Below are 21,643 nucleotides of genomic sequence, written 5' to 3' on the forward strand. Positions count from 1 at the left end.
TGTATATATAATGCTATATCATTACGCTTGAATCATTTGACGCAGTACGGTTTGCAAAATACCACCGTTGTGGTAGTAGTCGATGTCAACGGTGCTGTCCAGACGAGCAGTGACCGGGAATTCGAACTTGGTGCCATCCTCGCGTTTGGCTACAACCGTAAGTTCTTGACCTGGTTTCACGTCATTGTCAATGCCGAGGATGTCGAAGGTTTCGCGACCGTTCAGGCCCAAGCTGGACCAGCCGTAGCCTTCCTGGAATTGCAGTGGCAGTACACCCATACCGACCAGGTTACTGCGGTGAATCCGCTCGAAGCTTTCTGCAATGACGGCTTTAACACCTAACAACAGCGTACCTTTGGCTGCCCAGTCACGAGAGCTGCCTGTGCCGTATTCCTTGCCGGCGATGACGATCAGGTTCTGATCGGCTGCCTGATATTTCATGGATGCATCATAGATGGACATTTCCTCATCTGTAGGCAAGTACTTGGTCACACCGCCTTCGGTGCCTGGAGCTACATTGTTACGGATACGGATGTTGGCGAATGTACCGCGCATCATGACTTCATGATTACCGCGACGGGAGCCGTAGGAGTTGAAGTCCTTGCGTTCCACGCCATGCTCCTTCAAGTACAGTCCTGCCGGGCTGGAAGGGGCGATGTTGCCTGCTGGTGAAATGTGGTCCGTCGTGACCGAATCATTCAGCAAGGCAAGTACACGGGCATTACGGATTTCCTTGATATCCTGCACACCATCCTGAAGCCCTTCAAAGAATGGCGGATTTTGAATATAAGTTGAGTTTTCATCCCATTCATACAGTTCGCCTTCAGGAACCGGAATGGAATTCCATTTTTCGTTGGCCGTAAATACATTTTCGTATTTGCGACGGAACATATCCGGGCTCAGAGACAGGCTGATCGCTTCCTTGATTTCTTCGGAAGTAGGCCAGATATCTTTCAGGTAGACAGGCTGATTGTCCTGATCGTAACCGAGTGGTTCGTTCACCAAATCAATATTTACCGTGCCGGCGAGAGCATAAGCGACTACCAGTGGCGGTGAGCCGAGATAGTTGGCTTTGACTTGCGCATGCACCCGTCCTTCAAAGTTCCGGTTACCGGAAATAACTGCGCCAACGGTCAAATCATTGTCTGTAATGGCCTGACTCACTTCGTCAGGAAGGGGTCCGGAGTTACCGATACAGGTCGCGCAGCCATAGCCTGCCACATGGAAGCCGAGGGCTTCGAGCGGTTCGATCAGCCCGGCTTTTTGCAGGTATTCCGTTACGACAAGCGAGCCTGGTGTCAAGCTTGTTTTAACATAGCCTGGCTTTTTGAGCCCGCGCTGTACTGCCTTTTTGGCGAGCAAGCCCGCGCCTAGCATTACGCTTGGGTTGGAGGTGTTCGTGCAGCTTGTAATCGCTGCAATCACGACTGAGCCAGTACCCAGCTCGCTGGTGGAGCCGTCCGGATGGGTCAGTGGAACCTTCTGTGCGATCTTTTCATCGCTCAGTCCATAGCCGCCTTTGTCTACCGGGGTACGGATAATGCCTTCGAAAGTTTCTTTCATGCGGCTTAGCTCAACACGGTCCTGCGGACGTTTGGGTCCTGCGAGACTCGGTACAACTGAAGCCAGGTCCAGCTCAAGCGTATCGCTGAACACAGGGTCCGGGGTATCGGATGTGCGGAACATGCCTTGAGCTTTGTAATATTCCTCTACAAGGCTGACTTGCTCATCGGAACGTCCAGTGCTGCGCAGGTAAGCCAGCGTTTCGGCATCAACCGGGAAAAAGCCGATCGTTGCGCCGTATTCCGGTGCCATGTTGGCCACGGTCGCACGGTCAGCCAAGCTAATGTTGGCCAGACCTGGGCCGTAAAATTCTACGAATTTGCCGACCACGCCTTTTTTACGCAGCATTTGCGTGACTGTCAGCGCCAGGTCGGTAGCGGTAGCTCCTTCCGACAGGCTACCTGTCAGCTTGAAGCCGATCACATCGGGAGTGACAAAATACAGCGGCTGCCCCAGCATACCCGCCTCTGCCTCGATCCCGCCGACACCCCAGCCTACGACACCGAGTCCGTTAATCATCGTCGTATGGGAGTCCGTTCCCACAAGGGAATCCGGGAAGACAACCGTTTCGCCGTCGATGGTTTTGGTGGCAGCCACGGAAGCGAGATACTCTAGATTAACCTGATGAACGATACCGGTGGACGGCGGCACCGCACGGAAGTTATTGAATGCCGTTTGCGCCCAGCGCAAAAAACGATACCGTTCTTCGTTACGTTCAAACTCTACATTAATATTGTAGTCCAGCGCGTCACTGGTACCGAAGGCATCAACCATGACCGAGTGGTCGATTACGAGATCGACGGGAACGAGCGGGTTGATTTGTTTCGGATCACCGCCCGCTTTTTTCACCGTATCACGCATAGCTGCCAAATCGACAACCACCGGGACGCCAGTAAAATCCTGAAGCACGATACGTGCAGGAATGAACGGAATTTCCTTGTTGGTGTCACGATCCTCAGCCCAGCCTGTCAGCTGCTGCACGTGTTCTTCCGTAATGGCGCGTCCGTCAAACTGGCGAACCGCTGCTTCCAGCAACACTTTAATGGAGAAAGGCAGCTTGGCAACACCGCTTTTTCCTTGTTCCTCCAGTGCCTTAAGACTGTAGTAGCGATAAGGCTTCCCGTTAACTTCCAAACTACGGGCAATGGAGAATTGATCTTTTCCTGACATAAGTATTACCTCCTTGAAGTGGATGCTTGCGGGAAAATAGGGATGTCTTTTTTCGACGTCATGCACATTTGGTTTTAATTGGTTGCGTTCTCAATTTCATCTTCAGTGGTGCATTGTAAGTTAAGAGGTTGAGATGAATGTAATTCGTTTCATTAGATGAAACATGATTTCAAAATGATTGCTTTTGGATTAAGTATACCGTTTTCAGACGGTCCCGTAAAGTTTTTTTGACCTAAATTATGCGTGTTCAGACTGGAAAATAAAACGTTCCGTTCCCCTGCGTTTCGATGTTCATACCAAGCTTTAGAGATTCATACTTATAGATAGAGAGCATAACCGACCAGAGAGGAAAGAAGGAAGTTATATATCAGCGTGGTTATCCCCGAATAAGGATAGCGAGACGAAAAATGGAGGGATAGGGATGGGGGAGCGGGAATGGAAACAGGCCCTTTTTGCTTATGTGAATCAGTACAATCGCAGTGAGGTAAATGGTGTACCACAGCCGGATGAGTACCTGGAGGTGGGCCAGCGAATGGAGCGGGCGGCACGTGCGGCCAGATTGGAGCAGTGGTACAACGAACGGGACGCTGTTCCCCTGCGCAGCGAGACACGCGCCAAGCCGCTACGAATAGTGCAGGATACCCCGGATGAGGCAGTGGTCGATGTACAACTGCATGTGAGGCTCTTTTATGAGAAAGGCGGGATGACGCACCGGGAGGATCGGATTGAACGGGAGCGTCTAACGTTTACACGCGAGGGCGAAGCCTGGCAGGTGACGAGGATCGAGCGCGATCCGGCAGAAAGAAAGCCGGCGGGAGGAGAGGTTCCTTTTGAACAAGCGTCGTTTAATCAGGGAGGAAGTCTGCCGCTGCTGAATCGTGGTGTGCTGGGCTTCGGCTCATCAGCACGCCCCAGTCGATATCGTCGTGAAGAAGCAGCGGCCTATGCAGATCAGTGGTGGGATAACTTTAACCCGGAGTTTGAGGCGTTTGATGTGGATTGCACCAATTATATCTCGCAGTGCCTCTTTGCAGGTGGTGCACCGATCCACTATACTGGTAAAAGAGAATCGGGCTGGTGGTATAAAGGACGGGTCGCCGGACGTGAGCTGTGGAGCTATAGCTGGGCGGTTTCCAACAGTCTGGAGCGGTATTTGGGCTCCAGCTCCTGGGGGTTGACCGCAGAGCAGGTGAGTCGACCGGAGCAGCTCATGCTGGGGGACGTCATTTTTTATGATTGGGATGGTGACGGAACCTTCCAGCACAGCACGGTGGTAACGGCCTTTGATGCTGGCGGCATGCCGCTAGTCAATGCACATACGGTAAGCTCCAGACATCGTTATTGGGACTATAAAAATTCGTATGCGTGGACGGACAATACGGTATATCGCTTTTATCACATCGCCGACTATTTTTAAATGAGATGATGGATAACAGGTACAGTGAAGCAAATCAGGCACAATGACGAAAGCAGGAAAGCGGAGGATAGGCATGGCAAATCAAAAATTGACCGTAGGGCTGGTGTACGGTGGTAAATCGGGCGAACATGAGGTATCGCTGCAAACGGCGTATGCGGTAATGAACGCTTTTAACTATGAGAAATACGAGATTATTCCTTTTTATATTACGAAGGCTGGCGATTGGCGTAGAGGGACGCTGTTAAGTGCGCCTTTGACTACTGTAGACCAATTGAAGCTGGAGCACGCTGAGGGCGGCACCAAGGCGGCATTAGATACGTTGTTCGGTAAGCTGTATGGAGAGCAGACGCTGGATGTACTGTTTCCGCTGCTGCACGGCACCTTTGGCGAAGATGGAACGATTCAGGGTCTGTTCGAAATGGCTGATATGCCCTATGTCGGGGCAGGCGTGCTGGCTTCGGCAGCAGGTATGGATAAAGGCGTCATGAAGAAGCTGTTTGAGCATGCAGGATTGCCGCAAGTGAAATACTGCTATTTTAATAGTACACAGTGGGCACAAACCGGTCATGACTTGGTGCGTAACATAGAGACTGAGTTGGGTTATCCTTGCTTTGTCAAACCAGCCAATCTGGGATCAAGTGTTGGTATTTCCAAAGCGAGTAACCGGGAAGAACTGGAAAAGGCTGTTGATCTGGCTCTGCAATTTGACCTGAAGGTGATTGTGGAGGAGTACGTCGATGCCCGTGAGATTGAAGTCAGCGTACTTGGCAATGACGAGCCGATTGCCTCGGTACCGGGTGAAATTGTGTCGTCGAGTGATTACTACGACTATGCTGCCAAATATACCGATGGTCAATCGGAAATGCTCATTCCGGCACCACTGGACGAGGAAGTGGCAGATCGTATCCGTGAAGCCGCATTGCAAGCTTTCCGTGCTCTGGAAGGTTGCGGGATTTCCCGTGCCGATTTCTTCGTCAGACGCTCAGATGGACATATCCTTATTAATGAAGTGAATACAATGCCTGGCTTTACACCGTTCAGCATGTATCCATTATTGTGGAGAGAAACCGGTGTATCCTATGTAAGTCTGCTGGATCGCATGATTGCTCTTGCACTGGAGCGTTATGAGCGCAGGTCGGCACTGCACTATGAGAACTCATAAACGAAAAACGAAGGGGAGCTGATCACTCTCCTTTTTGTTCATATACATTGATAGACTTGAGCATTTTACCAAACCCTTAAGTATGAAAGGTGGCGGCTACACATGGGCTTTCAAACTGAATTTAACTCGGTGTGCAAATTCAAGAGTGAACAAGAACTTTATGAACTGCTGGAATATGGACGTGGCAAAATGGTTAAATCCGGCCTGCGCGTTTTTCCGACAGGACAGAAGGTTATCGCTTACAGCGTGGACAACGTGGCAGTAGCCATCGTTCAGATTGTGGGCTGTATCGCCGAAATCAATTTCCAAGGTGACGAAGTGACCGAGGTAGAAATGACTCTCATCCGTAAGCTGAATGAAGAGGAATCAAGAATTCAGACCGCATTGGCGGATGAAATGTTTTTTGGAGCACAGCAGCAATCCTAGCTGTTTGTTTCTTACAGTTTTGTGCAATACACCGAATCAGCAGGTGCTTTTCCGGGTATGATCAGTAGAAAAGGGGTTTAGGTCACAGAATGAAATCGGCCTTGCCATCTACTGCGAACTGCTGAAAGGAAGGACATCTATGATCGTAAGGTTCGGTTATGTTGCCATGTCGGTCACCGTGCAAAATGCATCCCCTTCTAAAACCATGACCATGGCCAGCTTTAACAAGATCGGAGACCGAGAAGCCGCGATCCGTAAGTTAGAACGGATTGCAGCCGAAAATCTCCATAATACATTGAGGCTGCTGCGTCATAATCGTGCGAGTGATATTCAGGTCTATCGTTTCTCATCCAAGCTGATTCCGCTTGCGACCCATCAAGATCTGAGGGATTGGGACCCATTTCAGGCGCTTGCTGCTGATTTTGCAGAGGTGGGGGACTATGTCAAGGCGAATAAGATGAGGGTCTCGTTTCACCCCGATCATTTTACAGTGCTGAGCACTCCCCGTCCTGAAGTGTTGCAAAGCTCCATTCATGATCTGAAGTACCACGTGGCGATGCTGGAGGCTATGGGACTTAGTGCCGAAGCCAAGAACAACATTCATATTGGTGGTGCATACGGAGATAAGGTGACCTCAGGTCAGCGTTTTGTAGAGCAGGTTAGTGCGCTGGATCTTTCATTAAGAGAACGGTTAACATTGGAAAATGATGATAAAACGTTCAATGCGGTGGAAACACTGGAAGCTTGCAAAATAACAGGCTTACCAATGGTTCTTGATATTCATCATCAATGGGTCAATAACGAGGGAGAGAAGCCGTGGGAGCTTTGGCCGGATATATTGGATACCTGGAAAGGGGAATTGGCCCAAGCCGGATCTTCTGCGGATCATCCATTGCCGCCCAAAATTCATGCGTCCAGTCCCAAAAGTGAAAAAGACCCTCGTGGTCATGCAGACGGTGTTCTGGTGGAGCCATTGCTGACCTTTCTGCGTAATATTGCTGGATATACGGATCGGATTGATGTCATGCTTGAAGCCAAACTTAAGGATGAAGCGTTGTTCGGATTAATGAATGAACTGCGTCTTCAGGAAGATAACGGGATCAAAGTGTTGGATGGGGCTTCCATAGAAATTACGCCTTAGAAAGCAGTATTTCGCGGATAAAACTTCCATATGGAGAAACTTTATGAGGCTTATTGTGTATACTAGAATGTGTAAACTAGCAAACTTGTACTGAAACAGAGATGGTTAAGAGAATGTCTGTTGGGCAGGCTCGTAAACCACGTAACAATGATATAGAAAGTAGAGTGAACACGTTGAACGAACATGAAAACGAAAAGGTTCCCTATATCGTATCAGGAAAAAGCTATACGGCCGTGGCTATTAATGCGGCATCCAAAGCCGGGGAATGGATTAAAAGCAGGCTGGGCACAGTTGAACAATTGAATACCAAGCAGTCGCCGACCGATCTAGTGACCGAGGTAGATAAAGGTGCAGAACAGATGATTCGTAGACTCATTCTCACCCATTTTCCCGATCATGCCATCTTGGGTGAAGAAGGGGTAGAGCCGGGAGCTGAAGCTTCAGCCCGAGCATTAGAAGCTGCCCGTGAAGAGGAATATTTATGGATTATTGATCCGGTAGACGGCACTACCAATTTCGTGCACAGTCTGCCGTACTACAGTGTGTCTATTGCCTTGGCTCATCGTGGTGAAGTGATTGTCGGGGTAATTTATGATCCGTCCCGTGATGAAATGTTTGTAGCGGAAAAAGGAAAAGGCGCATATGTCCACGGCAATCGCATGCAAGCATCGAGAGAAGAGACGCTGGGAGATAGCCTGGTGTGCATCGGTTTCCCGCCGGATCGTACGTATGCACAACCGTTGAATATGAAAATTACGCAGGTTCTTACACCTCAGGTACGCGGCATTCGGGCGCTCGGCTCGGCAGCATTGCATCTGGCTTATGTGGCGTCGGGACGTTTGTCTGCTTATTGCGAAATCGGTTTGAATGCCTGGGATGTGGCCGCGGGCGCTTTGCTGGTACAGGAATCAGGAGGTACCATTACGGACACATTGGGCCAACCTTATGACCTGAGTGTGCGGCATATTGTAGCTACGAATACAGCTATTCATTCTCAACTTATTCAAGTGCTGAAAGAAGCAGACGCAACCGGGTTATAATACTACGTACACCATCATCCTGAAGGAGGAAATCGCGATGAGCCAGTCCGAAGAATTGGAACGCCAGCTCAGTGAACTGCTGACGGAAGGCGAAATTCGTGAGAATGAGGCCAAAAAACGGGAACGACTCAGTCCCAAATATGAGGTGCGGGTTCAGACTCAATTGGACCCTATTGTCGAGGAGACGCGTAAATACCGGAGTATGGCACGTGAGCTTGATGATCGATATGATGAATATATGAGCAAGGCGGACAAATCGAAAGCAAACGATTAACGCTAAGCAAGCCCAAATACCTCTTGCCGAATGACCAAGGCATGGGGTATTTTGTATAATATATAGAGTTTTCTCCATTTTGAGCTGGACGGGCAGGACGTGCGAAGGAGGCGACGTGTACTGATTACCTATTTTAAGAGCGCTTACAAAAATGCCGGAATCCATCATAAGATGGTACTGCTGATTACGGTGCTCATGCTGGTTAATTTTGCGGTTGTTGCAGTCATACTTAAATACGTATTTCATATTTATGATAATCAAATGTATAAAAAGACATCCGAGGTGCTCAATATTTCTTCGATTGGCATTGAAAATGAACTGAAGGATGTTGAAAAAGTTACGTTTAAGGTAATAACGGACGAGCAGCTTCAGCGTTATTTGCTCCAATTGGAAAAGGAAACATCACCTTATGTCAAAACAGTACTGCGCAAAAAAATAACGAATAGGCTTATTGCCTTCGCCGGCTCTGAAACCTATGTCTATTCTATGATGGTAATCGACAAAGAGGGACAGGTCATGAGTGCGGGCAACCGCGAAGGTATCCCCCAAGAGCTTCGATCCACCCTGTCGGAGTTGGCAGACGAATATGACGGCTCCCATGCATGGTATGCGGCAGGTCACTCCTCCTTGCTGGCAGCGCGGCAATTCAAATCCTTTACCGATTCCAATTTTACGCTGAACGGGCTCGGCACGCTTGCGATTCGTGTACGAATTGACCGGATTGTAGCGGATCGAGTGCAGACTTCCGGCCGTGACGGACAGTTGATGATTACAGACGGAAGACGGATGATTTATCCCGAAACACCGCTTTTGAGTGAGAGCGATATTCAGGCAGAGCTTGCGCGGAAGCAGCCTTACGGGATCGCGACCTATACAGGCGGAACCTTTTTTGCTGCTCAGATCAAATCCTCATATACGGGCTGGACGTATTTACATATGACTCCCTTTGATGATATGTTCCGCAGTATTACGATAATCAAAGAAATTGTAAGCGCTATTTTTGTCATTATGCTGCTTATTGCATTGGCGCTGGGCGCGAGGCTGTCGGGCAGCATTACTCAACCGATCGTTCAGTTGATCCAGAACATGCGTAAAATAGAAAAAGGCGACCTCGACCGTCTGGAAGAGGAAGCGCTTGGGGCGGTACCCCTTTCCACACAGGATGAGGTTGGTCTCTTGCATCGGACGTATAAGAAGATGATCCGCCGTATCCGCGAGCTTATTAATGAGAATGTTGCCAAGCAGCTATTGCTGCGGGAAACAGAGCTAAAGGCGCTACAGGCACAGATTAATCCACATTTTCTATACAATACGTTAGAATCTGTGAACTGGCTCGCCAAGGCCAACAAGCAGGACCGGATTTCAGAAATGGTGGAAGCCCTTGCTTTTCTACTACGCAGCACGGTCAGTTTTGAAGAGCAGTTGATTCCACTTCAAAAAGAGCTGGATATCGTAAGGAGCTACGTAACGATCCAAAAAACACGTTTTGATGAGCGCCTCGATTTCCACCTCGATGTCCCGGAAGAGCTGATGGATGCACAAATTCCGAAGCTAACGCTTCAGCCCTTGGTGGAGAATGCGATCCATTATGCGCTGGAGCCGCGTATTGAACCGTGTCGGATCACGATTGTGGCCAGAGAAAGCGAGGGAGCGCTGTTCCTGCGGGTTGAAGATGACGGACCTGGAATGAGCCCGGATTTCTTGGAAAAGCTACGCAGCGGTCAGATCACAACCCGTGGGCGGGGCATTGGACTTGCGAATATTCAGGAACGGATTAACCTGACATTTGGTACACCTTGGGGGATAGAACTGCACAGCGAGTCAGGAACAGGTACGTCAATTCATGTCTGTATTCCATATGTGAAAGGGGATCAGGGTCGTGTACAAGGTGCTACTGGTTGATGATGAGCGTATGATTTTGGAAGGCATATCACAGGTGGTCGATTGGGGCAAGGCCGGAACACAACTGGTAGGTACGGCGCGTAATGGGATTGAGGCATATGATCAGATCCAGGCGAGCCCGCCTGATTTTGTGATCAGCGATATTTCCATGCCAGGACTGGACGGTATCGGACTCGTTGCCAAAACGACGGAGCATTTTCCAGACGTTCGTTTTATTCTGCTGTCTGGCTACAAAGATTTTGACTATGCCTGTCGGGCCATGCAATACGGGGTAAAGCACTACTTGTTGAAGCCCTGCAATGAGCGGCAAATTCATGAGGCTCTGACTGAGCTGGGACAGGAGCGAGAGGAACAGGAAGAACGCAAGCAGTTTGTGAACCGGATGAAGCTTGATTTTCAGCGTATGCTACCGCATGTGAAGGAGCATTTTTTGAAGGAGTTTATTTCCTATAAGACTTACGGTAGCCGTGATATCGCTTTTTATGAGCGTTTGTTCGGTCTGGAGTTGCAAGATAAGCAGGTTCGAATGCTGCTGCTGCGGGTAGAGGAGTCCCATGAGCCGGAGCATTTGTTTGCTTTGCAAAATATAGCAGGGGATTTAATGGATCATGTCTTGCTCAGTACGACGATGCAAGGGCAGCTGCTGATTGTGCTGGAAAGTGCGGATGACACGTCTGGGTTTATGAAACAGATTGAAGCGGTACGTACGACGTTCCACCGTTTTTATAAGCTAGAGGTGACCGTCGCAGTTAGCGAGTCGGATAGCATGCAGCATTCGCGGGGGATGTACCGGGAGACATTGCATTGTATGAATCACCGCTTTTACACCGGGGAGGGCAGCCTCATTACGAAGGAAGATTTGGCGGCTGATGACACCCGGGAGATGGCAGATTTGGAACTGGACGAAGAGAAGTTCGGTCTGCTGATCAAGGCTGGAAATAGGGAGGAAGTTGCACAGGAAGTGGATCGGCTGTTCGGCATCCTGTCCCGTATGAAGCTGGAAATTTCCGTAACCCGTTCTTATGTGCTACAGCTATATGCTGCCATGATTCGTATATGTCCTGAAGAAGAGCGTGCGGCGTTCACGAGTCGAATGGTCGTGCTGGCAGAGCAAAAAACATTGGCATGCCTCAAATCTTTTGTACAGGAAGCCGCCGAACGAATGACCGCAATTTATTATAAAAGCAATGTATATCGCCAATCTTCCACGGTGGATAAAATGATCACTATTATTGAGCAAAACTATAGAAAATCCGATCTTTCGCTGAACGGAGTGGCGGGTCAAATGCTCTATATGAATTCCGACTACTTAGGGAAAATCTTCAAAAAAGTGACGGGGGAAAACTTTTCACACTATGTTAACCGTTACCGGATCGAGCGCGCGGCTGAGCATATTCGGGAGACGGGAGACGTAAAGGTGTTTGAGCTGGCGGAATGGTTCGGCTTCGGCGGGAACGCGCAATATTTTAGCCAGGTGTTCAAAAAATGGGCAGGTATGACACCCTCCGAGTACATTAAATCACACGAACGGGGATGAGCAGCTGAGTCCCTCTGTTTTTTAAACCTTTGAAATCTGATTTGTGTATTCCAATGTTTCTCTGCTTTTGGGAAAATAACAACAGGAGCAAATGTAAACGCTATCAAACAAGCGTAAGTACATTGTTACTCGTAATAAGGCTCCTTTCTAGAACAGCGAAAAGGGGAGAGATAGGTGGGCAAAAAGGGATGGTTTCTGGTTATAGCGATGCTGCTCGTGTTGACGACGGCATGTAGTGGAGCGGACGGTGGAGGCAATTCGGGCACAAGTGCAGACGGAAAAGTAAAGTTGCGGATCGCTTGGTGGGGATCGGATACGCGCCACGAATATACGCAGAAGGTCATCGATTTGTATAAGCAAAAAAATCCGAATGTGACGATTGATGTGGAATATGCCTCTTTTGATGACTACTGGAAGAAGCTCGCCCCGCAGGCGGCAGCCAACCAACTGCCGGACATCGTACAAATGGACATTTCGTATATTAGCCAATATGCAAAAAACGGCCAGCTGGAAGATATGGCGCCTTACTTGAATCAGAAAATCCAAGTCGCTGATGTAAACGAAAATGTACTCAAAACCGGGATCATTGCCGGAAAACAATATGGTGTTCCCACAGGTGTCAATGTGCTGGGCTTCCAGTACGATCCGGCATTGCTCAAAAAAGCGGGCATCGACAAAATTCCTGATGACTGGACATGGGATCAATACAAAGAGCTGGCTTTGAAGGCAGCCTCCAATAAAGTTTACTTTGACAGTTCTATGGCTGCGGATATTTTCTTCCACTACTATTTGCGGACACATGGAAAATCTCTCTACAATACGGAAGGAACAGGATTGGGGTATGACGACGATAAGCTGTTTGTTGATTTCTTCGGTGGTTTAGCTGAGCTGATTAAGAAAGGGGCGACACCGACTCCTGAAGTCATGAACCAAACCAAGGGAATTCTTGAGGAATCGGATATCGTAAAAGGAACAGGTATCGGCATTTGGCAGTGGTCCAATCAGTATGTGGGCTTACAACAGGTCGTTAATCGCCCAATGGCGCTTGCTCCGATGTTTGGACCGAATATGGAAAAAGGCGTATATATGCAGCCTACGATGTACTGGGCGGTGGCTTCCCGTTCACAGGTGAAGGATGAGGCCGCAAAGTTTATTGATTTCTGGATGAACGATGTAGAAGCGAACAAATTGATTAAAGGCGAACGGGGCGTACCGATTTCTGCCAAAATTAAGGAAGCTGTAGCACCGGAGTTGAGCGAGGCAACGAAGCAGGTGTTTGAATTTGTGGCTTCCATGGAGCCAAAAGCTTCCCCAATGAGCCCGCCTCCGCCAGTCGGATCACCGGAAGTGATTGCTACATTGACCGATTATATTGAGCAGGTCAATTTCGGACAGATGACGCCTGAAGACGCAGCGGTCAAATTCCGGGCTGATGCGAATACCATTCTTGCGAATAACAAGCAGTAATAATGCAGGGTTGAAGGATCGATTCTTTAGGTTAACCGTGCGTAGTGCAAAGCATGACTTGCGCACGGTTGATCCGGCGAATCCATCGCAGAAGCAACCTTTGTAGGTATCACAGGATAATTCATATAACAACGTAAAATTTATGTTTACACGTACGCAAATTCTTAAAATGCAACAGAAGGGAGGCTTGATGAGCTTGCGAAATCATCAGAGCTTGAAAGCCAATATGACCGGATATGCGTTTATCAGCCCGTTTATTGTGGGCTTTCTGGCATTTACGTTAATTCCAATGTTTATTTCGCTGTATCTGTCCTTTACGAGCTACAATCTGTTCACCCCGCCCAAATGGATTGGTCTGGGTAACTTCGAAAAAATGTTCACAGGTGATCCGAAATATTGGAATTCGATCAGGGTCACATTTACGTATGTATTGGTCGGTGTACCGTTGCGACTGATTTTCGCGTTGTTTGTGGCGATGATTTTGAATACCAAGTCACGCATGGTAGGCACCTATCGGACGATGTATTATCTGCCTTCTATTATCGGGGGTAGCGTTGCAGTGTCCATCATGTGGCGCAATATTTTCAGTAATGAGGGCATTGTTAACAGCTTGCTTTCGGCCTTGGGGGCAACCCCAGTGAAATGGTTTGGTGATCCGAATGCTTCGCTCATGATGCTGATCACCTTGTCTGTATGGCAGTTTGGTTCATCCATGCTTATTTTTCTAGCAGGGCTGAAAAACATTCCGCTTGAAATGTACGAGGCATCCAGTGTAGATGGCGCTACGCCAGTACGAAAATTTTTCAGTATTACGCTGCCACTGCTGAGTCCGATTATTTTATTTAACTTGATTATGCAGACGATCAGTGCGTTTATGACCTTCGTCCCAGCCTATGTTATCTCCAAGGGTGAGGGTGGTCCAATGGATGGAACGATGCTGCATTCACTGTATCTGTTCCGGCAGGCGTTTATGTTCAGCAATATGGGATATGCGGCAGCTATGGCCTGGGTCATGCTCATTATGATTGCGATACTGACAGCGATTTTATTTATGACATCCAAGTTCTGGGTGTTCTATGAAACGGAAAAGGGGCGCTGATACCAATGGCATGGAAAACGTTCAAATGGCCAATTTATCACATTCTGGTTGCTGCACTGGCGCTCCTAATGCTGTATCCCGTGTTCTGGATGCTGTTCAGCTCTTTTAAAGAAAGTCGGACGATATTCGTCACGGCCTCCTCACTTTTCCCTACAGAATGGATTTGGCAAAACTATGTAACAGGCTGGAAAGGCACGACTGGTTATAACTTTGGCACATATATTCTGAATTCGCTCACGATCGTAGTGATTTCCACGATTGGCGCTGTGCTTTCCTCCTCATTGATCGCATTTGGCTTCGCACGTTTGAAATTCAAAGGGCGTAACTTGTGGTTTGCTCTGATGATGGTGACGCTGATGCTGCCGGGGGATGTAGTGCTGGTACCGCAATATATTATTTTCACCAAGCTTGGATGGATCAATACGATCTTACCGTTGGTGGTGCCATCCTTTTTCGGGATGCCGTTCTTCATCTTTCTGATGGTGCAGTTTATACGGACGATTCCAGCAGAGCTGGATGAAGCGGCGACGATTGACGGATGCGGCAAGTTCCGGTTGTATTTTCGAATTATTTTACCCTTGCTCAAATCCTCGCTGGCTACGGCGGCAATCTTCTCTTTCTACTGGAAGTGGGAGGATTTGTTAGGCCCGGTACTGTATCTGAACTCGCCAGAAAAATATACCGTATCGATTGCACTCAAAATGTTCCTCGACAGCGAGTCAGCCTCCAACTGGGGAGGAATGTTCGCGATGTCCATCCTAAGCCTGCTGCCTGTCATCGCTGTATTCTTCGCTTTCCAAAAGCAAATCGTAGAAGGAATGAGCACGAGTGGCCTGAAGGGCTAAGACCTAAAAAATGCATAGCGTGAGGATATAAAGCGTGCGTATAAAAAGGGGATGCACCTGAATATGCATACGATTGATGGTGAGGATTTAAGGGTGAAGGCCGAGGAGTGAGTAAAATGTGGAAGTTTGACTTTGGTCCGGGGGAACCTGCGGAGGGCTACAAGGCCGTGTCCCCGGATTGCATATTTACGGCTGAGCAAGGCTATGGCTTCGAGACTACGGAGCATGTGTATGGCCGACAAAGGCAGAATCCAGCCAAGGATGCACATACACGGCTGCGAAGCAGCTTTTGTATTCCACTGAACGCTTCGTTTGTTGCAGATGTACCGGACGGAATAGTTTTGGTCACCGTATTGCTCGGCGATCCACTGGCAGAAACGCTCACGCGGCTCCGGGCTGGTGAGGGCAAGCATATGCTGCCTCCCGTCCACACGTTGCCAGGCCAGTTCACCGAGGCAATGTTTACAGTGCCTATTCGGGATGGTAAACTGCGCCTCATCGTATCTGGCACCGCACCGAGACTCAATGCGCTGGAGATTGTGCCAGCACCACAGAATCTGCGGCTATTCCTAGCCGGAGATTCCACGGTTACGGATCAAGGGATGTCCGGCTATCCGTACACAGGCTGGGGACAGGCTTTGCCGGCCTTGTTCAAGCATGATGTGTGCGTGGATAATCACGCTGTATCGGGGCGAAGCTCCAAGAGCTTCGTGGACGAGGGACGGCTGAACGTTATTTTGGAGGAAATGAAGACAGGAGACTTCCTGTTCATCCAGTTCGGCCATAATGATCAGAAGCCCGATCTGGAGCGGGCCACGGAGCCTTTTACGACCTACAAGGAGCATCTGCGTCTGTATGTCGACGGAGCGAGAAGCAAGGGCGGAACCCCGGTGCTGATTACGCCTGTACATCGTCGCTATTTTAACGTGGACGGTACGTTGTCCGACACACATGGCGACTATATAACGGCGGTTCGCGAGCTGGCGGAAGAAGCGAACGTGCCGCTTATTGATCTGTCTGCCCGCACGCAGGAGTTATATGAAGAGCTTGGCCCCGAAGAGAGCAAGGAGCTTTTTATGTGGCTGCTGCCTGGGGAATACATGAACTTTTCCGGCGGTCTGGAGGACAATACGCATTTTCATGAGAACGGTGCGGTCCGGATTGCAAATATGGTGACGGCGGCTGTGAAGGAACTGAATTTGCAACCGCTGCGCATGTACTTACGTTGACGGATGACCTTTTTTGGAGCAGATGGCAAGGAGGGCAACTAACGTGAAGCTTACCAAAGGAGGAGACGTGGAAATGCCCGCATTGAGTTTTGATGAAGAACAGGTTAAACAGGTGATTGACCGGGTAGTGGAACGCACGTTTCAAATGCACTATAGCTGGGATTGGCCTGGCGGAGTAGCCTTTTATGGAGTATGCGAAGCCTATGAAGCGACAGGCAATGAACAGTATTTGATCAAGCTGAAAGAATGGGTTGACGAAAATATTGAGGATGGACTTCCGCCTCTGTCGGTGAACGGCGTTTCTGTCGGGCATTGTTTGTTGACACTACATCAGGCTACAGGTGAGCAAAAATACCTGGATATCGCTATCGAGATGGCAGAATTTTTGACCAAAAAAGCTGAGCGGTTTGCCGACGGCATTTTCCAGCATACCGTGAATTCACTACATGATGTATTTCCGCAGCAAGCATGGGTGGATACGATGTTTATGGCCGGTTATTATTTGCTGCGGATCGGTCATTTGCTGGGCAACAAGACATATTGGGAGGATGGAATCCGGCAATATCACGGGCATGAAGAATTTTTGCAGGACCCGGATACGAATTTGTATTACCATGGCTGGGATCATGCGAACCAAAGCCGCATGTCGGGCATATACTGGGCGCGCGGCAATTCATGGGCAGCACTCACGATGGCCAAGGCGCTGAAATGTGTGGAGGTCCAGCATCCATCCTATATGATCATTGACGGCTCGCTGCGTGACCAGCTCAATGCACTGGTGCGGCTGCAATCCCCAGAAGGATTGTGGCATACGGTGCTGAACGATGATACCTCTTATCTGGAAACCTCTGGTTCGGCAGGAATTGCGACTGCTTTGCTTATGCAGGGCCGATTGTTTAACAAATACACGCAAAAGGCGATTGACGGTATCCTTTCCCGCATTAAAGAGGACGGCACAGTGACTGGCGTATCCGCTGGAACTGCTGTAATGAACGATATAGATGGCTACCGAAACGTACCCTACAAACGCATTCAGGGGTGGGGTCAGGGCTTGGCGCTTGCTTTTCTGGCTGAACTGCTGCGTACCAAGGAGAATCCGTACGGGTAGAAAAGAGGCATAGAGATGTAAAAGTATTCATAGCTGAAAGGAGGCCATTGGCATGGGAGATACTGAACGGTCACAGGAAAAGGCGGCTAATCAGCCGCGAGGAAGCTTATTCTGGGTCATTCCCGACGGGTATATTCCACCGGAAAGCCGGGGAGAGCTGCTCAGTCATGAAAGTATATGTGTGCTGAACTGTGGAAACTGTGCGGCAAAGCTGAGCATAGACATTTATTTTGAAGACCGCGAGCCGTTGGAGGGAATGATCGAGGTGGTGGAAGGAAGACGAACCCGCCATATCCGAACAGCCTCGCTGGAAAAGTCCGGCGAACGGATTCCGACAGGTATTCCTTACGCAATTACGGTCACTAGCGATGTACCCATCATCGTACAATATAGTAGACTGGACACCACACAGCCGGAGCTGGCATTAATGAGTGTCATGGCGTACCCGGTCTAGTCCGACGAAGGCAAAGAAGATAAAAAAGAAATCTCCAGGCTGGAATTGCCCAGTTTGGAGATTTCTTTTTTAAGACAAAATTTGTGCCTGCTCTTAGTCCATTATTGCGATTTTGCCGAAGTTGTTTTGATCGGCGCGAAGCTTTTTCGTCCTCCGAAATTGGTGCCCACCACACCGATAATGATCACTACAGCACCAATAATGTGATAGTAGGCAAGCTGCTCTTTCAAAATGTAAGCACCGGCAATCATGGAGATAAGCGTGGATAAATTACCGATCACACTCATTTTAGAGGCTTCGATCCACTTCAAGGCAAAGCTGGACAACAGCGAAGTCACGAGAGTAGACAGTATACCCAGATAAGCCAGTGCCATCCAGTAATCAGGCTTTACCAGTGGAGCTGTATAGGCGCTCATGGAACCATCTATGGCATGATACCCCAAGGCCGCCAGGTTAAAAACGATACATCCTAAAATGGAGGTAACGTAGGTCAACTCCATCGGACTGTATTTTTGCGTTAATGGACGAGCCAGCACGTTATAGCCAGATAGGCATATAGCAGAGAGCACGAGCAGAACAATACCGCCAAAGCTATTGGAAGCTAACGGTGCTCCGCTCTTCATCACAAATATAAAAACCACACCAAAAACAGAGAGCAGTAAGGATATCTTTTGAAGCACTGTTGTGCGCTCTTTAAGAAAATAGGAGGCTAACAGAAGTGTAAAGATAGGAACAGTAGCTTGAATAATTCCACCTTCCGATGAAGAAGTGCTCATCAGCCCGAACGCTTGCAAGGGGAAGAACAGTAACGGTGAAAGCAGCGCCAATGGCAAGATACGCAGCACATCACGCCACTTGATATTGATTTTAATCCAACCCAGCAGCACTGGAATGGTCAAAGCGATCAATGACAACCCAAAGCGGTGGGCGATCACATCCAGTGGGCTTGCCTCCGTCACTGTCAGTTTTACAAATAAAAATGAGAAGCCAAGTATAGCTGCATAGCTGAGAGCTGCCAGATAGGCGACCCCATTTCTGGAACGACTGTGCATAATAAACCTCCGTAATCATGATCTCAACTTGTGGTTCTCTCAATATAACCGGATGGCATAACCAGATACAATTCATAAATTTCACAACTGTACGGGTACAGTTGTGAAATGAAAAAGAGCTGAAACGCAGTCCCAGATGTCGGATACCCATCTTTAAGACTACTTCCAGCTCTCATTCTATTCATATTTTATCGCTTACTGCTCTGCTTATTTACCTTGTGACATCGCACGGAACGAATCGTCCGCTGCTTCCAGCGTGGCATCCACGTCTTCGTCCGTATGCGCTGTTGTGAGGAACCAAGCTTCGAACTTGGATGGAGCCAGATGGATACCACGATCCAGCATGTGGCGGAAGAAGGATGCGAACGCTTCGCTATCCGTATCCTGTGCCTGCGCGTAATTCGTGATCGGATGATCACAGAAATGCGTCGAGAACGCTCCACGAATGCGGTTGATCGTCAATGGCACGCCGTAACGATCAGCGGAAGACTGAATACCGTCCGTCAGTCTCACAGCCAGACGTTCCATCTCTTCATACACGCCTTCCCCTTGAAGAACTTCAAGGCAGGCGATGCCTGAGGAGATGGAAGCCGGGTTGCCTGCCATTGTACCTGCCTGATAGGCAGGGCCGAGTGGAGCAACCTGCTCCATGATCTGCTTGCTGCCGCCGTAGGCACCAATCGGCAGACCACCGCCCATGATTTTGCCCAGCGCGGTCAAATCCGGCTGAATCGCATCATGATTGTCCAGACCTGCATACGTTTGGGTTGAGCCGTAGTGGAAGCGGAAGGCGGTAATGACCTCGTCATAAATGACAAGGGAGCCGTTCGCCCGCGCCATCGAGCACAGCCCTTCCAGATAGCCTGGCTGCGGCATCACCATGCCAAAATTACCGACAATCGGCTCCACCATGACTGCCGCCACATCGTCGCTCCAGCGCTCCAAAGCTTGGCGCAATGCGTCAAGGTCGTTGAATGGCACAGTAATGACCTCGCTCGCAATGTTGGTTGTAATACCTGCGCTGTCAGGTATGCCCAGTGTGGAAGGGCCGGAGCCTGCGGCTACAAGTACCAGATCCGAGTGACCGTGGTAGCAGCCGGCAAATTTGATGATCTTGTTCCGCCCCGTATAGGCTCGTGCTACACGAATCGTCGTCATGACTGCCTCTGTGCCGGAATTCACAAACCGGACTTTATCCATAGAAGGAATAGCCTCCTTCAGCATCTTGGCCAGTTTGATTTCCAATGCCGTCGAGGTTCCGTACAATACGCCATTCGCAGCCGCTTCGCTGATAGCCTTGGTAATATGGGGGTGAGCATGTCCGGTAATAATAGGGCCGTAGGCCGCCAAATAATCGATATACCGATTATCATCCTCATCCCAGAAATGAGCGCCTTGGGCGCGTTTCATGAATACTGGAGCGCCACCGCCCACAGCTTTAAAGGAGCGTGAAGGGCTGTTAACGCCCCCGACAATATGCTCCAGGGCTTCTTTATATAGTGCTTCGGAGTTTTCCCGTTTCATCATCAAAACTTCCTTTCCGTTCATTAAAATAGGGTATACACACGCCAAAGGGCAGCGTTCACGGCTGCCCCTGCATACATCATTATAGCTCTTTTTGTCCTGTCTTTGTTGTTGATTGTGTGGAAGCATCCTCAGTACTGGTTTTATTGCCTCCTGTAAAGGAAGCTTTATCCGTCTTGGAGGACGATGCACTATCCGGCTGTTTCGTTTCGTTTTGATCCTTATTTTGTTCCTGTGTTTGTGTAGGAGGATTATTAAATATATCCTGTACATAAGATTTCAGTTCTTCCGGATCACGGACGGTAAGAACTGCCGCGCCGCCCACATTTTCTTCGCCAAGCAGCTTCATCGGTGGAACCTGTTCGCTGCCTGCAAAGCTGCTTTGGTACCCCACATTTGCTAGCTTCCACATATCGTTAACACTGAGATTCGTATCAATGTACGGGTTAACCTGCTCTAAAATGCTTGGCAGATTAGCAATGGAAGTCGTGGTCTGCATTTTCTGGGCTACAGCCTCCAAAAATGCCCGTTGCCGTCCGGAACGGGAGAAGTCGGACATGGCATCGTGGCGGAATCGCACATATTGAAGCGCCGTCTTGCCGTCCAGATGCTGCATACCCTTTTTCAAATCAATATCGTATTCATGCTTATCCGCATTACTTGTATAATGCATATCCTTTTCCACTTCAAAATCAATGCCGCCTACAGCGTCCACCAGTTTAATAAAGCCTTGGAAATCCGTATACACATAATATTGCACTGGGATGCCCAATAGATCGCCAGCCGTCTTCATGGCCGTATTGGGTCCGTGGGTAATGGCGGTGTTGATCCGATTTTTTCCGTAGCCGGGAATATCCACGTACGTATCACGCAAAATAGAGAACAGGTGCATTTTTTTCTTCACAGGGTCCAGCGATACAACCATCATGCTGTCAGATCGGGGGACTTCCCCTTTCTGGATGCCACGACCATCGACACCCATCAGCAAAATGTTGACCATATCGGTACCTTCCCACTTGGGCGGTTCTGGTGTACGAACCTGATCGACCTGCTTTACATTTTTGAAGGGGGAGTTAGCACCCTCTTTATGCAGATTATCCAGCTGATTATAAATGGATGTAAAATAGTACACGGCAAAGCCGACAATCGCGACGATTACCACGGCTAGAACCGACCATATCGTCCTTTTGGTTCTGCTTGTCATGGATGCTCTCCCTTTCGCTTTTCAGTTCA

General features: G+C 49.0%; 18 protein-coding genes. 14 read left to right on the top strand and 4 right to left on the bottom strand.

The window, feature by feature from the left end; genetic code table 11:
• Positions 1-21: 21 nt before the first annotated feature.
• Entirely contained in the window at positions 22-2,733 is a 2,712-nt protein-coding gene (acnA, locus tag MKX36_RS03770) for an aconitate hydratase AcnA (protein WP_016819329.1), read from the bottom strand.
• Between the two features lie 421 nt (positions 2,734-3,154).
• Between acnA and MKX36_RS03775 the strand changes: the two genes are divergently transcribed.
• From MKX36_RS03775 to MKX36_RS03840, 14 genes are all read left to right on the top strand, one after another.
• Positions 3,155-4,150: an amidase domain-containing protein gene (locus tag MKX36_RS03775; RefSeq protein ID WP_019686143.1), complete on the top strand. Its 996-nt coding sequence runs from the start codon at positions 3,155-3,157 to the stop codon at positions 4,148-4,150.
• 73 nt (positions 4,151-4,223) lie between these two features.
• Positions 4,224-5,312 carry a D-alanine--D-alanine ligase gene (locus MKX36_RS03780; protein ID WP_019686144.1) on the top strand — a complete coding sequence of 363 codons (1,089 nt, stop codon included), beginning with the start codon at positions 4,224-4,226 and terminating at the stop codon, positions 5,310-5,312.
• 102 nt (positions 5,313-5,414) lie between these two features.
• Entirely contained in the window at positions 5,415-5,738 is a 324-nt protein-coding gene (locus MKX36_RS03785; RefSeq protein WP_016819326.1) for a hypothetical protein, read from the top strand.
• 139 nt (positions 5,739-5,877) lie between these two features.
• Complete coding sequence (gene uvsE, locus MKX36_RS03790) at positions 5,878-6,879, top strand: UV DNA damage repair endonuclease UvsE (protein ID WP_340864243.1); 1,002 nt, start codon at positions 5,878-5,880, stop codon at positions 6,877-6,879.
• 173 nt (positions 6,880-7,052) lie between these two features.
• On the top strand, positions 7,053-7,919 hold the full coding sequence (locus MKX36_RS03795; RefSeq protein ID WP_029514326.1) for an inositol monophosphatase family protein: 867 nt from the start codon (positions 7,053-7,055) through the stop codon (positions 7,917-7,919).
• Positions 7,920-7,956: 37 nt separating this feature from the next.
• Positions 7,957-8,193, top strand: a complete 237-nt coding sequence (locus MKX36_RS03800) for a hypothetical protein (RefSeq protein WP_193190435.1) — start codon at positions 7,957-7,959, stop codon at positions 8,191-8,193.
• 171 nt (positions 8,194-8,364) lie between these two features.
• Positions 8,365-10,095: a sensor histidine kinase gene (locus tag MKX36_RS03805; protein WP_206704095.1), complete on the top strand. Its 1,731-nt coding sequence runs from the start codon at positions 8,365-8,367 to the stop codon at positions 10,093-10,095.
• Positions 10,073-11,632 (top strand): response regulator transcription factor, encoded by a 1,560-nt coding sequence (locus MKX36_RS03810; RefSeq protein WP_016819321.1) that lies wholly within the window; start codon positions 10,073-10,075, stop codon positions 11,630-11,632. The genes MKX36_RS03805 and MKX36_RS03810 overlap by 23 nt, the downstream gene beginning before the upstream one ends.
• A 174-nt stretch (positions 11,633-11,806) precedes the next feature.
• On the top strand, positions 11,807-13,099 hold the full coding sequence (locus MKX36_RS03815; protein WP_340864244.1) for an ABC transporter substrate-binding protein: 1,293 nt from the start codon (positions 11,807-11,809) through the stop codon (positions 13,097-13,099).
• Positions 13,100-13,289: 190 nt separating this feature from the next.
• Positions 13,290-14,198, top strand: a complete 909-nt coding sequence (locus MKX36_RS03820) for a carbohydrate ABC transporter permease (protein ID WP_016819319.1) — start codon at positions 13,290-13,292, stop codon at positions 14,196-14,198.
• A gap of 5 nt (positions 14,199-14,203) precedes the next feature.
• Positions 14,204-15,043 carry a carbohydrate ABC transporter permease gene (locus MKX36_RS03825; protein WP_013369435.1) on the top strand — a complete coding sequence of 280 codons (840 nt, stop codon included), beginning with the start codon at positions 14,204-14,206 and terminating at the stop codon, positions 15,041-15,043.
• Between the two features lie 116 nt (positions 15,044-15,159).
• A complete protein-coding gene (locus MKX36_RS03830) occupies positions 15,160-16,272 on the top strand; it encodes a rhamnogalacturonan acetylesterase (RefSeq protein ID WP_340864245.1) in 1,113 nt (370 codons plus the stop codon).
• Positions 16,273-16,345: 73 nt separating this feature from the next.
• Positions 16,346-17,380 (top strand): glycoside hydrolase family 88/105 protein, encoded by a 1,035-nt coding sequence (locus MKX36_RS03835; RefSeq protein ID WP_340866067.1) that lies wholly within the window; start codon positions 16,346-16,348, stop codon positions 17,378-17,380.
• 52 nt (positions 17,381-17,432) lie between these two features.
• Entirely contained in the window at positions 17,433-17,834 is a 402-nt protein-coding gene (locus MKX36_RS03840) for a sensory rhodopsin transducer (RefSeq protein WP_019686151.1), read from the top strand.
• Positions 17,835-17,935: 101 nt separating this feature from the next.
• Here MKX36_RS03840 and MKX36_RS03845 read toward each other — a convergent pair whose 3' ends face one another.
• The 3 genes from MKX36_RS03845 to MKX36_RS03855 all read right to left on the bottom strand — a co-directional run bounded on the left by MKX36_RS03845 (position 17,936) and on the right by MKX36_RS03855 (position 21,614).
• Positions 17,936-18,886 (bottom strand): DMT family transporter, encoded by a 951-nt coding sequence (locus MKX36_RS03845; RefSeq protein ID WP_340864246.1) that lies wholly within the window; start codon positions 18,884-18,886, stop codon positions 17,936-17,938.
• Between the two features lie 207 nt (positions 18,887-19,093).
• The gene (locus tag MKX36_RS03850) at positions 19,094-20,410 is read right to left on the bottom strand and encodes a glutamate-1-semialdehyde 2,1-aminomutase (protein ID WP_340866068.1); all 1,317 of its coding nucleotides are present in this window, start codon (positions 20,408-20,410) and stop codon (positions 19,094-19,096) included.
• Between the two features lie 82 nt (positions 20,411-20,492).
• Positions 20,493-21,614 (bottom strand): LCP family protein, encoded by a 1,122-nt coding sequence (locus MKX36_RS03855; protein ID WP_044788127.1) that lies wholly within the window; start codon positions 21,612-21,614, stop codon positions 20,493-20,495.
• Positions 21,615-21,643: the final 29 nt, after the last annotated feature.

The organism is Paenibacillus sp. FSL W8-0439, assembly GCF_038008995.1.
Classification (GTDB): domain Bacteria; phylum Bacillota; class Bacilli; order Paenibacillales; family Paenibacillaceae; genus Paenibacillus; species Paenibacillus polymyxa.